Origin of the sequence: Lysinibacillus sp. VIII_CA (assembly GCF_049943995.1) — a bacterium.
Classification (GTDB): domain Bacteria; phylum Bacillota; class Bacilli; order Bacillales_A; family Planococcaceae; genus Lysinibacillus; species Lysinibacillus pinottii.
Window position 1 is genome coordinate 272474 of the sequence record NZ_JBNFXM010000004.1, and the last position, 12747, is coordinate 285220.

At 40.9% G+C, this 12747-nt stretch carries 16 protein-coding genes and 1 pseudogene; 15 read left to right on the forward strand and 2 right to left on the reverse strand.

The window, feature by feature from the left end:
• Positions 1 to 233 precede the first annotated feature (233 nt).
• Positions 234 to 713, forward strand: coding sequence for an RNA polymerase sigma factor (locus ACP3VS_RS08685; protein ID WP_031419832.1), 480 nt, complete (start codon positions 234 to 236; stop codon positions 711 to 713).
• Positions 713 to 1231, forward strand: coding sequence for a hypothetical protein (locus ACP3VS_RS08690; RefSeq protein ID WP_198696008.1), 519 nt, complete (start codon positions 713 to 715; stop codon positions 1229 to 1231). Before ACP3VS_RS08685 ends, ACP3VS_RS08690 begins: the two co-directional genes overlap by 1 nt.
• Positions 1232 to 1508: 277 nt before the next feature.
• Here the strand turns inward: ACP3VS_RS08690 and ACP3VS_RS08695 are convergent, their stop codons facing one another.
• Positions 1509 to 2123 (reverse strand): TetR/AcrR family transcriptional regulator, encoded by a 615-nt coding sequence (locus tag ACP3VS_RS08695; RefSeq protein WP_012294077.1) that lies wholly within the window; start codon positions 2121 to 2123, stop codon positions 1509 to 1511.
• A gap of 357 nt (positions 2124 to 2480) precedes the next feature.
• On the opposite strand from ACP3VS_RS08695, the gene ACP3VS_RS08700 reads away from it, so the two are divergent.
• From ACP3VS_RS08700 to ACP3VS_RS08760, 13 genes are all read left to right on the forward strand, one after another.
• Positions 2481 to 3233: an SDR family NAD(P)-dependent oxidoreductase gene (locus ACP3VS_RS08700; RefSeq protein WP_031419834.1), complete on the forward strand. Its 753-nt coding sequence runs from the start codon at positions 2481 to 2483 to the stop codon at positions 3231 to 3233.
• Between the two features lie 530 nt (positions 3234 to 3763).
• Entirely contained in the window at positions 3764 to 5122 is a 1359-nt protein-coding gene (locus ACP3VS_RS08705) for an aspartate kinase (protein ID WP_012294079.1), read from the forward strand.
• A 103-nt stretch (positions 5123 to 5225) separates the two neighbouring features.
• Positions 5226 to 5408, forward strand: coding sequence for a hypothetical protein (locus tag ACP3VS_RS08710; protein ID WP_031419837.1), 183 nt, complete (start codon positions 5226 to 5228; stop codon positions 5406 to 5408).
• Positions 5409 to 5613: 205 nt separating this feature from the next.
• Positions 5614 to 6297 (forward strand): adenosylcobinamide amidohydrolase, encoded by a 684-nt coding sequence (locus ACP3VS_RS08715; protein ID WP_031419839.1) that lies wholly within the window; start codon positions 5614 to 5616, stop codon positions 6295 to 6297.
• Positions 6294 to 7250, forward strand: coding sequence for an adenosylcobinamide-phosphate synthase CbiB (gene cbiB, locus ACP3VS_RS08720; protein WP_031419840.1), 957 nt, complete (start codon positions 6294 to 6296; stop codon positions 7248 to 7250). Before ACP3VS_RS08715 ends, cbiB begins: the two co-directional genes overlap by 4 nt.
• Positions 7237 to 8331 carry a pyridoxal phosphate-dependent aminotransferase gene (locus ACP3VS_RS08725; protein ID WP_012294083.1) on the forward strand — a complete coding sequence of 365 codons (1095 nt, stop codon included), beginning with the start codon at positions 7237 to 7239 and terminating at the stop codon, positions 8329 to 8331. The genes cbiB and ACP3VS_RS08725 overlap by 14 nt, the downstream gene beginning before the upstream one ends.
• Entirely contained in the window at positions 8328 to 8936 is a 609-nt protein-coding gene (locus ACP3VS_RS08730) for a histidine phosphatase family protein (protein WP_036166276.1), read from the forward strand. The genes ACP3VS_RS08725 and ACP3VS_RS08730 overlap by 4 nt, the downstream gene beginning before the upstream one ends.
• A gap of 12 nt (positions 8937 to 8948) precedes the next feature.
• Positions 8949 to 9524 carry a bifunctional adenosylcobinamide kinase/adenosylcobinamide-phosphate guanylyltransferase gene (locus ACP3VS_RS08735; protein ID WP_012294085.1) on the forward strand — a complete coding sequence of 192 codons (576 nt, stop codon included), beginning with the start codon at positions 8949 to 8951 and terminating at the stop codon, positions 9522 to 9524.
• Between the two features lie 20 nt (positions 9525 to 9544).
• Positions 9545 to 10321: an adenosylcobinamide-GDP ribazoletransferase gene (cobS, locus tag ACP3VS_RS08740; RefSeq protein ID WP_200991172.1), complete on the forward strand. Its 777-nt coding sequence runs from the start codon at positions 9545 to 9547 to the stop codon at positions 10319 to 10321.
• The gene (locus ACP3VS_RS08745) at positions 10294 to 10890 is read left to right on the forward strand and encodes a histidine phosphatase family protein (protein WP_197149475.1); all 597 of its coding nucleotides are present in this window, start codon (positions 10294 to 10296) and stop codon (positions 10888 to 10890) included. The genes cobS and ACP3VS_RS08745 overlap by 28 nt, the downstream gene beginning before the upstream one ends.
• Positions 10842 to 11234, forward strand: a complete 393-nt coding sequence (locus ACP3VS_RS08750; protein WP_031419843.1) for a bifunctional adenosylcobinamide kinase/adenosylcobinamide-phosphate guanylyltransferase — start codon at positions 10842 to 10844, stop codon at positions 11232 to 11234. Before ACP3VS_RS08745 ends, ACP3VS_RS08750 begins: the two co-directional genes overlap by 49 nt.
• 32 nt (positions 11235 to 11266) lie before the next feature.
• Complete coding sequence (locus ACP3VS_RS08755; protein WP_426388554.1) at positions 11267 to 11758, forward strand: ECF transporter S component; 492 nt, start codon at positions 11267 to 11269, stop codon at positions 11756 to 11758.
• On the forward strand, positions 11758 to 12441 hold the full coding sequence (locus tag ACP3VS_RS08760) for a hypothetical protein (protein ID WP_036161398.1): 684 nt from the start codon (positions 11758 to 11760) through the stop codon (positions 12439 to 12441). Before ACP3VS_RS08755 ends, ACP3VS_RS08760 begins: the two co-directional genes overlap by 1 nt.
• A gap of 171 nt (positions 12442 to 12612) precedes the next feature.
• Here the strand turns inward: ACP3VS_RS08760 and ACP3VS_RS08765 are convergent.
• Positions 12613 to 12747, reverse strand: a pseudogene (locus ACP3VS_RS08765) (transposase); the annotation flags it as partial.

Here is a 12747-nt window from a genome sequence, read left to right on the forward strand (position 1 = left end):
TAACTGTTAGAACAAGCATTTTGTCGGTCTTTTTGATAGTTATCATACAATTCTTATGAAGTCAGTGGTTACAACTTCATAAAAAATACATGTGATCTTAAGGAGGGAATTAGTTTACTCTTCTTTTTCATTTAGGACAGCCTCCAATCATCCATGATAATAAAAGTATAATCCACTGCACGAATTTTAAAAGATGAATCGTATTATGAAAAGAAGGGGGCTCGATAGGAAATATGAAAAAGTTTGCGGGCTTATGTGTTCAAGAGATTGTTCAAACATATAGTGACACCTTAATCCGAATTGCTGTGCATCAGACAAAAAATATGTCTGAGGCAGAGGACATTGTTCAAGACGTTTTTATGACTCTTATGAAACAGAGAAAGCCCTTTGATCATGAAGATCATTTAAAAGCTTGGCTCATCAAAGTAACTTTTAATAAATGTAAGGATTACTTTAAGTCTTCCCGTGTGACGAAGACAGTGCCGATTACTGAAGAAATGTCCTTTATCGCCAAAGAGGAGCAGATGGTTCTTACGGAGATTTTTGAGCTTAGTCCAGAAGAGAGAGTCATTGTTTATTTACATTATTATGAAGGCTATACAACTGTAGAAATCGCTAATCTATTAGGAATGAATGGCAACACGATTGGCTCCAAGCTACGAAGGGCACGAATGAAATTGAAAACAATACTAGAAGAAGGGAGTAAGGTCTGATGAATGCTTATAAAAATGTGCTGAAGCAAATTCATGCTTCCGATGAATTTAAGATAAAGATGCAAAACGAGATGATGGAATTTGAGCAAAAAGAAAAGAGGGCATTTATGAAAAAAGTACGAATTAGTGTGGGAAGTTTAGTTGCCTGTGCAGTAATTGCTGTAGCTGCTCCTTTAGTAAATGTAAACAATGATACTGCACTTGATTTAACGGAAAGAATTGTAGTGGATCATGCAGCTCCTGCGGCAAAAGCAGTTGTCAATATTGAAGGAAAAATCACAGAAGTCGGAAAGGATGGACTGAGCTTTACGTTGGATAACGGCATGGAAGTTGTGGTCACAGATGAGACGAAATTGGGGATAGATGGTCCCACCGCACCCCCAAAGGAAGAACAATTTTTTGAGCCAACATTTAGAGTAGGGAATCTAATAGGCGGTTTCACGGTAGATACGACGACAGACCCAGTAAACGCGGCTGTCATTTATACGAACTGGAATTTTGACAATCCTATACGCTGAGGTACAGCTAAAATACCCCCTTTAGAAATAGAACTAAAGGGGTTGCTATCATTCCTGTTTCAACGAATATTTGTATACAAACTACATCGAAAGGAATAGTAGTTTTGTCAGAACTTTTACATCTATTTTCTAAAAAAGTGGAGGGAATGATCGGGTGGGAAAGTTAAGGGATGGCTGTTACTACGGCTGTGGTGCAACCGTGACCATCCAGTATAATTGGTCAGTTATTGTACATATCAATTAACCTTAAAAGCTGGCATATCATAAATGCCAGCTTTTAAGGTTGCTGAAAGGGGTTATCCAAGTAGGGTCCCTTAATGGTAATACGCATTAACTGAGTGGCCATAAATTTTGGCGTATAGGGCATATCATTTTCTAACCACCAGACGATTACTTCAAGGAAGGCGGCAGCATAAAAACGGATAGCCATCTCACGCGGTACGGTTAATTTTTGATCATCTGGCTCCATCAATTGAATGCCACTTGATACAAAATCGATAATTATCTTTTTTAAGCCTGCCGAAAAATAAGGGATATCTTTTTCTGTGAGGTAGACTTTGTAAAGCTTACTATTCAGCGCAATTTGTTCAAACAAATGCATAAAGGTCTCATGCGGCTGATCATAATGAGGCAATAAATCGAAATCTTTCTTCTCTTCAACCGTTGGGTGAATACTACCTACTAATTCATGTAGGATTTCCTCAGAGCTTTGATACAGTAAGTCTAATTTGTCACGATAATGTAAATAAAAGGTGGCCCGGTTCAAGGTGGCCCGTTGGGTAATATCTTGCACAGTAATCTTCTCATAGCCTTGTTCATCAATTAATTCCACTAGCGCATCTCTCAATAGCTGGCGTGTTCTAATCACGCGAGGGTCCATTTTTTTCGACATTTTCAAGCTCCTTGTATTAAATTTATCGTTTATACAACACAAAAGACTTCCATGTTGTTAATGCATCAATTATCGCTCTTGTGTAGTTTGTCCTTTTTGAACAGACAGTTATAATTATATTAACGACACCGTGTCGATAATACAACTAGTTGTTAACATGTTCATGAATTATACATTTATCTGATTCAGCCATTTAGTAGCAAACGCACGGAAAAGATATGCTTGTTGCTCTTTTTTAAGGGTGTCCAAACACCTGCTGAATCAAAATGAAGACTTCTTGCTTATGTCAAGGATTGGAAAAATCTTGGGGCATTTTCACAGTGGGAATGGATTGATAAAGGAAAGGAAGTTTTATAGATGGGACGTTTAAATGGGAAAGTAGCTATTATTACAGGAGCAGCGATGGGTATGGGAGCTTCTGAAGCAAAACTATTTGCACAAGAAGGAGCAAAGGTTATTGCGACAGATGTGCAAATCGAGCCGTTGAATAACTTGGTCAAAGAAATTAAAGAAAATGGTGGAGATATTATTGCTCTTTCACATAATGTAACTTCTGAGGACGAGTGGAAGGCTGTTATTGCAGAGGCGGTGAAGGTATATGGTAAAGTCGATGTACTAGTCAACAATGCAGGAATTTCATCACCAAAAACGATCGCCAACATGGAAATGGACGAATGGAATAAAGTGATGGACATTAATTTGAATGGCTGTGTCATTGGTATGAAATATGTGATTCCAGAAATGCAAAAGGCTGGTGGCGGTTCTATCGTCAATATTTCTTCCATTGGTGGAATCGTCGGAATGGCAGGGACAAGCCCTTATACTGCAGCAAAAGGAGCACTTCGAGTGTTATCTAAATCAGCTGCAGTCGAGTATGGGAAAGATCATATTCGTGTAAATTCTGTTCATCCTGGCATTATCGTTACGCCTATGACAGCGCCAACGATGGAGGAAGGTGGCGCATTGCCTTTCTATAAAACCTATACACAACTGCCATACTTTGGTGCACCTGAGGATGTAGCCTACGGTGTGGTCTTCCTTGCCTCTGACGAATCGCGCTTTATGACAGGTGCAGAACTAGTCATTGATGGTGGCTGGACTGCGATTTAAATGAATAGCTAGGAAAAACTAGGTTTCACTAAAAATATGTGATCCTAGTTTTTTTGTATGGATGGGGGAGATATAAAAGATATTCCCTTGTTCAAGCTTGGTCATGAAGGAATTTTACATATCCGCAAAAAAGTGAACAAGCCATCTTCTAGGTCAATAGGAAGATGATAAACCACTTATAACCTCCTACTCAAAACCCTCCTTTCGCCTGCAAATTAGCACAAACAACGAGGATACTTGTGCATATCATAGTGGGGAGTAAGCGTTTTCCTCATTATATAGAAGAAAGTCAAAACGGTAAATTTCACGAATCTGTGAACGTCACGAAAAAAAATTCATAAAAACCTTAACTATTTCATACGAAATCCGTATAATAAATCAAACAGTACGAAAATTGTCCATATTTCTCAGTAAATTGCGCGAATTTTTTAAATTGTATTGACGTAGGAATTGATAATTTGTACACTGTGTACAGTCAATTGTTTTTTGGAGGAATACAATTAATTTGAAAAAGTTAGGATTTGATAGATATGATCGTGTGTAAATTTGGTGGAACATCTGTAGCAAACGCAGAACAAATTCAAAAAGTGGCAAACATTGTGAAATCTAATTCGGCACGTAAAATCGTTGCCGTTTCAGCACCAGGCAAACGATCTGGTGACGATATAAAAGTAACCGATCTATTAATACAATTAGCAACTGCCGCGTTACAACATGAAGATACCGAAGACAAATTGCAAATTGTAGTCGATCGTTTTCGAGCAATTGCAGATGGCTTAGGGCTAGATGATGCCATTTGTGACGTGATTGCGGAAGATTTACGTGAACGTGTACAAGGTGACAAAACGAACGTGGAATTATTCATCGATAGCATTAAAGCAGCTGGTGAAGATAATAACGCTAAGCTTATTGCCGCTTATTTTAATGCCATTGGAATGCCCGCACGCTATGTAAGTCCTAAGGATGGTTTAGTGGTCAATGATTTGCCAGAAAGAACATTTGCTTTACCCGAAGCGTATGCTAATTTAGCGCCTTTAAAAGACACAAAAGAAATTATTGTGTTCCCAGGGTTCTTCGGTTACACTAAAGCGGGCGTATTGCGAACATTTGACCGCGGAGGCTCTGATATTACTGGCTCCATTTTAGCAGCAGCTGTTGAAGCGGAGTTATATGAAAACTTTACGGATGTGGATTGTGTGTTCTCTGCGAATCCGAAGGTTGTCAATGATCCAGTGGAAATTAAAGAAATTACGTATCGCGAAATGCGCGAATTATCATATGCAGGCTTTTCAGTGTTCCATGATGAAGCATTAATGCCTGTCTACAAGATTGGGGTGCCCGTTAACATAAAAAATACAAATAATCCATCAGCCCCAGGTACTCGTATCGTACCAAGTCGTCCTGCAACAGGTCGTCCCGTTACAGGTATCTCGGCAGACAGTGGTTTTTCAACTTTATATGTTTCTAAATATTTGATGAATCGTGAAGTAGGCTTTGGACGAAAGCTACTACAAATTTTAGAAGATGAGAATATTTCTTATGAACACACACCTTCTGGCTTAGACGATATTTCAGTCATTATGCGTTCGAATCAGATATCACCAGATAATGAAGAGCGTATTATTAGTCGAGTGAAAGAAGAGCTACATGCTGAGTATGTAGAAATGCGTCATGGTTTTTCGATGATTGTGATTGTTGGCGAAGGCATGCGCCATAATACAGGGTTAGCTGCCCGTGCAGCTACTGCGATTTCAAGAACTGGTGCAAACATTGAAATGATCAATCAAGGCTCTTCTGAAGTAAGTCTCGTTTTTGGTGTACTTCAGGAATATGAAAACCGCATTTTACAGGCGTTATACGAAGAATTTTTTGCCCATGCGAAAGCTTAATGACACAATTATCACTAATCCAAGGATTCTTACTTGGATTAGTGTTTTCTTTTTGCTAAGAATACGGTAAAATCGAGGGCGTACATAGTTGGGAGGGTTTTTCGTGAAGAATTTAACGATTGGTATGCTTTTTTCGATTGTTGGGATACTTTTTGTCTGTTTAACGATTATGGATATTTTACCGTCATCGACAAAAACAATGAAAGTGGTTTACATAGCGATTGGTTGGGTCTTTATCATTATTGGTTCTGTGATTCGCTTTAAAAATCTCAAGCAAAAGCAGTAACAACACGTCAAAATGGAATTGTAGCAATAGGCAAACTTATGATACAATTTCAAAGAAAATAAATAATTTGAGTATTATGAAGTTGTTAGTCTGTACAAACGTTCAGAAGGTTCAAATTTTAATAAAGAATCGACAGTACAAATTCTTCTTTGTAAGAATTTGTTTTTTTATGTTCGTCATTTATTTATCGTCAGGAGGCAAGGGAATGCCCATACTTTCAAAGGATCATATTCAAATTTTAGACCAATATGTAGCACTTCAAGCTGTTTCACCTATGAAGGTTGTATCCTCGGCCATGCATAATCCAGGCTTTGGTTATTTTACTCATCTGATGAATCGAACTGTGCCCATTACTTATGATGATCGACAGCCCCATCGTGATTTACAACATTTTTTGCAAGCACATGGTTTTCCAATCGATAACACGGTGGCGATGATGACGGCTGTCCAAGCTAAATTTGCGACCATTCGTGATTTTACATATGAAGGCATTCATCTAGTCATTATGATTACTGCTGGTCTGGGCAATGCCGTGGATATTACACGTGCTTTCCATCGTGAGGAGCAGTACCATGCAGGAACAATTAATACATGGGTGCTTATTAACGGAAAATTATCTGATGAAGCGTTATTTCAGGCTATGATTTCAACAACAGAGGCGAAGGTGAAAGCGTTAACGGATGAAGGCATAACTGATCCTACCACTGGCACGCAAGCAACGGGTACATCTACTGATAGCTTACTCATTGCTTCTACTGAAGAAGGAGACTACCATCAATATGCTGGACCTATCACAATGCTAGGTAAGGTTATTGGCTATGGTGTCTATGAAACGATGCGTGCGGCTATTCGGAAATACAAAAAAGATAAAGAGGAGAAGGCGTTATGATTGCCATAGTGATTGCCTGTATCATAGGGATAATTTTCGATGTTTTAGTAGGAGACCCTCCGAAGCTTCCGCATCCCGTGCGATGGATTGGCAAGCTGATTCAATCACAAACAGCTTTGTGGAATCGAGGCAAGTGGCGGAAACTGCGTGGTACGGTGATGGCACTGGCAGTTGTAGGGACAACGATGTTTGTGGTCACACTTATTTTACTACTCAGCTATCAGGTAAGCTTAATTTTTGGCATTTTGGTGGAAGGACTTTTAATTGGCATTGGGCTGGCGCAGCGTAGCTTGAAGGAGGCAGCACTGGCAGTTTATGAGCCCCTTGTAAAAGGTGATTTTGCGGAAGCACGGGTCAAATTATCTTGGATTGTTGGGCGTGATACCGAAAAGCTGGGAGAAGATGAAATTGTACGTGGTGTTGTAGAGACCGTTTCGGAAAATACAAGTGATGGGGTGACCGCCCCACTATTTTATGCCTTTTTATTTGGGGCTATCGGTTTATGGGGCTATAAGGCTGTCAATACGTTAGATTCCATGGTCGGCTATAAAAACGAAACATTCAAAGATTTTGGCATGTTTTCGGCCAAACTTGATGATGTCCTGAATTTTATTCCAAGTCGTATCACTGGCTTTCTTATGGTGCTAGGTACAAAAAATGAAACGAGTTACTCATTTGGACAACGATTAAAGCGGTGGGCGCAAGACGCTAAAAAGCATCCAAGTCCTAATAGTGGTTATTTAGAGGCCGCAACGGCAGTACAGCTTGGCGTACAACTAGGCGGAAAAAATACCTATCAAGGCGTTGTTTCTCAACGTGCGATTATGGGAGAAAAATTAGTTCCTCTAACAAAGGAACATATAATGGCATCTATTATTCAAATGCGTATTGCCATGGTGCTCTTTACGCTTGTCATGTTAGCAGTGGAGGTGTTCATTTATGCTATTACCTAATCACGGAGCAAATCCGCAAAATGTTTATCAGCAATTAGGTTTAACGATGCCTGAAGAGGTATATGATTTTAGTGAAAATGTCAATGCGGCAGGACCACCATCCTTTGTCGAAGCACGTTGGCGTACATTTTACCCGCTCATTCAACGCTATCCAGATCCGGATGGAGAGCCTTTTCTAACAAAGGTCGCTGCTTTTCATCAAGTGAAGAAGGACATGGTTTTACTAGGCAACGGGGCGTCAGAGCTCTTTAGTATTATTGCGAGGCGTTATGCTCAAAAGCGCGTCATCGTTGTACATCCTACTTTTTCAGAATATGAGCGAACATTGCGAGCTGCAGGGGCTATTATTATTCCGATTTTGGTGACGGACTTTATCCAATATACGTTGCCAATGGAACGGCTTAAACAAGAAATGGTGGAGGCAGACGCACTCTATATTTGTACACCGAATAATCCAACAGGTGTATTGCCAAAGAAGGAAGCTATACTAGACTTATTGGAGCATGGTCGAGCTGTCAAATGTGAGCTTGTCATCGATGAAGCTTTTATGGATTGGGTTGATGAGGCGAATTCCCTCATTCACGAAAGTGTGGAAAATTCACATGTCCTTGTGGTGCGTTCGATGACTAAAATGTATGCAATACCTGGCTTGCGCCTAGGCTATTTAGTTGCTCATACCTCCATCGTAAACGAGCTAAAGGACATGCTCCCACATTGGAATTTAAATGCCTTTGCACTCGTTATTGGTGCAGGCTGTTTGGATGAGCAGCATTATAGTCAGCAGGCAATTGCCTATGCGACAACGCAAAGGGAGCAGTTGCATCGTTTTTTACAAGAAAACGGCTGTCGTGTCACAAATAGTGTGACAAATTATGTGTGTTTTTCATTGCCAAAGGAGCAGCAGGCGGACGCCTTTTTTACGTATTGTTTAGCACAGGGAGTTGTCCTGCGTCATACGAAAAACTTTAAAGGATTACAGGGCGAATGGTTCCGTATTGGGATTAAAGATATTGCGGCCATGACATATTTACATAATTGTCTGCAGGCGTGGTTTAACGCAAATAAGGGGAGAGAAAAGTGACAACTTTTTATCTAGTAAGACATGGGGAAACACAATGGAATCAGGAGCAGAGACTACAAGGGTGGTTGGACTCTCCGCTAACCGACAATGGCAGAGAAGCGGCTGCGAGATTACAGCAGCAACTACAGTCAATCCCATTTGCGGCAGCTTACAGTAGTTCAAGTGGTCGTGCGAAGGAAACGATGGATATTTTAACGGTTCAACGCCAATTACCAGTTTACTATGAGGATAATTTGCGGGAAATCTGTTTAGGGAATTGGCAAGGTAAGAAAATTGAGGATATTTTGCTGACAGATGGGCTAGATTATGAGCTCTATACGAAGTACCCAGCTCAATTTATGGCAACCCATACGGAAAGCTTTGGTGCTGTCACAGAAAGAGCAATGTATACATTGAAAAAGATAGCGGAGCAGCACCGAGATGAGCATATTTTGATCGTTTCCCATGCAGTGACGATTAAATGTATGATTAATGCCATTTTACAGCGCAATATTGGTGAGCTTTGGTCAGCTCCATATATTCATGGGACAAGCGTCACTGTGATTGAAGGTCAGGGACAGCAATGGGTAATCCAAGAGATTGGTACGCTACATCATTTACAATAGGAGGTTTTACAAATGCCCCTCGTTTTTATTACAGGTGGTGTGCGTAGTGGCAAATCTCATTTTGCAGAACAAGCCGCCATACAGTATTACCAAACGCAGCCTAGTACAGAAAAACGGTTAATGTATATTGCCTCTGGTATTGCTTTAGATGATGAAATGAAGAAGCGAATTGATCGCCATCAAGCTGATCGACTAGCTCAGCCCATGCAATGGATAACAGTAGAGGCCCCTTATAACATCGCGCCCGTATTTGAGACACTCAAGGATGGGGATGTGGTGCTATGGGATTGCGTCACTACTTGGCTCACTAATGCGTTTTATGAAGGCTATGAAAGTGGAGCGCCATGTTTAACGAAGCCTGGCTGTTTAGCATCCAAGCTACACACTGTTAAACAGGCCATCCTTTCTCTGCTAACGAAGAACGTGACATTATTAGTGGTGTCAAATGAGCTGTTTGATGAACCTCCTTATCAAAGTGAAGAGGTGGAGCTGTATCGAAGAACTTTAGGACAATTTCATCAATGGTTTGTTGTGATGGCTCAAGAAGCGTTTGAAATGAATTATGGTATCTTAAAGAGATGGAAATAAGGGAAAAGGAAGGCAAGACAATGAAAAATGTTTGGTATAGCCTACTGTTGGCATTTCAATTTTTTACGGTTTTGCCAGTACATAAGGAATTACCTCTAAAAAGGTCAACGATTACAGGTATGTTTGCTTGCTTGCCATGGATAGGTGCCTTGATGGGGACAACTGTAGCTGGAGTCCTTTACAGTCTTACACAATGGACAGCCAGTAGCGAGGTCATGCTCGCCTTTATCGTCATCGGGCTGTTTGCTTTATGGACAGGCGGTTTACATTTGGATGGCTTTATTGACATGGGGGATGCGTATTTTTCTTATCGAGATCGGGACAAACGACTTGAGATTTTAGATGATCCTCGGGTAGGTGCTTTCGGAGTGCTATCCATACTATTTTTGTTATTTGGAAAATTTGTTGTTCTACATGAGCTTTTTGTGCAACATAAATTTGCATTATGGATGGTCGTATTCATTCCTTTTTTAACAAGGGTTGGCATGAGCTTTTATTTTATGTCACTTAACTGTTCAAAGGAAAAAGGGCTTGCCTTTTTCTTTCAGTCTCATCTACACGCGAAACGATTAAAAATAATGATGCTGCTGTTCCTTTTATTGGCCATGCCGGTTGTGCTGATCATCACAAAGTTCTCGATGCTCCCAATTATATTAGTCCTCGTTTTAGCGCTTGCGCTTGTTATTTTTCGCCAATTTACATTGCGTAATTTTGGTGGTGTCTCGGGAGATTTACTAGGTGCATCTATTGAAGGGATGGAGGTTGTATTATGGGTGACATTGTTACTGTGTGCTTAATGCGGCATGCGCCGACAAAGGCCAATTTAGAAAAGCGTTATCTGGGATGGACGGATGCACCATTAGCTGATACCTCCAAGCTCTCTGTCGTGGATGCATCTATCGAAACGGTATATGGCAGTGATTTACAACGCTGTCGCACCACGGCTGCCCATTATTTCCCAAATGCTAGCTATTATGCAGATGCTCGCTTACGAGAATCAAATTTTGGTGAATTTGAAGGGAAAACCTATGAGGATTTAAAAAAGGATGCTCGTTACCGTGCATGGTTGGATGATCCTATTCACTTCCCACCGCCACAGGGAGAGGCTTTTGATGATTTTGTGGCACGAGTTGTGGAAGGCTTCAATGATTTGCCGAAGATGGAGGATCATTATTTCTTAGTCGTTCATGGCGGAGTGATTCGTGCCTTACTCGTTGCTTATGCGCCAACAGAGCAGCCTTTTTGGTCATACCAAGTGCCACATGACCACCAATTTCATTTAACTTTTACTAGAAAGGCTTGGGAGGAGGGAGCTAGATGCATGTTTTTATCGGAGGCGCCTATAACGGAAAAACCGATTATGTGATGCGTTTATATGAACAGCACGATGTGGTACTTGTCGAAGGCGATCTACCAGATGTTGCACCAGCCTGTGAAATCCTTGTCATTAAACATGTGGAAAAATGGCTTATGACACAAAACCTTGAGGAAGATGAGGTCGTGGTACAATCCGTCCTCACTAAATTAACAGCCCTTGCCCAACATTGTTCGCTGGTACTTATTGTGACAGATATGGGCCGCGGTGTTGTACCGATGGAAAAACAAGCTCGTTTATTACGTGATACGTGTGGTCGCTTATACCAGGCATTATTTGCTGAAGCAGAGCAAGTCGTACGTATTTGGTACGGGATTGGCGAGCAACTCAAATGAGATCAACATACTAACGGAAAAGAGGAAATGCAATGGATCGACAAAAATTAATGACATGGATACTAACGGCTATGGTAGCAGCCATTTGTGCAGTAGGAGCCGCCATTAAAGTACCCGCATTTATTTCGACTGCAGCACTGGATTCGGCACCTGCCTTTTTAGGTGTTGTCTTTTTATCGCCATTATTAGCTGGGATAGCTGGATTCATTGGTCATTTTATTAGCGCATTAACGGCTGGCTTCCCACTTGGTCCACTCCATGTAATTATTGCAGTAGAGATGTTTATTGTTGTTTGGATTTTTGGAATCATGCATAAAAAAGGTATGCATTTTTGGAAATGGCCAGTTGCCCTTGTATTGAACGGCATCGTGGCACCACTTCCATTTTATTTTATTATTAGTCCTGCCTTTTTCTGGGGTGCTCTAGGGAGTATTTTCATAGCAACGGCTATAAATTTAATCATTGTAGCTGTGGTCATGCCCATTCTTTCGAAGGTTTTTGTGCGTAAGGCAGGTCGCGTTTAGTGAGAAATGCTATGAAAGTGGGCGCGTTTATTGCGACAATGGATAATGCGGCGGCCATTGGGGAGAAGCCACAAGATATTGTGCCAGCTTCCGATCAATTGACAGCCTATATGACAGCCCGTGTGACATTTTTAGAGCAGCTGGCTGCACAGGCACTTCCTATTCAAATTTTACTCGCTAATTTTTCAGGGGATGCTGCATGGTCACGCTATGAAAGAGGCATTCAGCAAGTGTTCGAGGAAACAGGCCTTCCCTGTCCAGTCATTGCAGGCAGTTCGGAATCCAATATGCCAACTTTACAGTCTGGTCTAGCAATTACTATGCTTGGGGAAATACAACAGCGAAAAGCATGGGACCTTGAACAGCTTAGTTGGTACACATACGGCTTACCACTTGTTGGCGAGGAACTATTAGCACAGCCTGATGATGTGGCGCAGTTGCAACCTATTTATCAGGCATGGCTGGCAGAAATCGTTCAGCAAGTGTGGCCTGTCGGATCTAAGGGACTTCAGGGTGAGTGTGCGCGTCTTTTTGGCCAGCAATTAGTTGAATGTTCACATGATATGACCAAATCAGCAGGACCAAGTACAGTGATTTTACTTGGTATGGATCCAGAAAAAGAGCAGTTGGCACATCAATTTTTCCAAAGAAATTTTGAGAAACTGCGGATAAGTGCTGAGTAAAACGACTGCTTTGAAAATAATCCAACGAGCGGTACAAGAATTATTTAAAGCGACCTTCATGAATAGACGAGGGCACTGAAAAATTTATGTTTTCATAAAAGCGAACCTTTTTCAGATAAAAATAAGGCACTTCTTGTTCAATTTTGAACAGGAAGTGCCTTATTTCTGTCTCACTGGATCTTCTGTTGCCATATCCAAGACTACTAGGTCGGCGTCTGATACATCATTCATCGCTTTTAATAATAAGTACTTAAACATGCGAATTGGAGGAATGGTATTACGTCCATTATCTAAACAATATTTTGT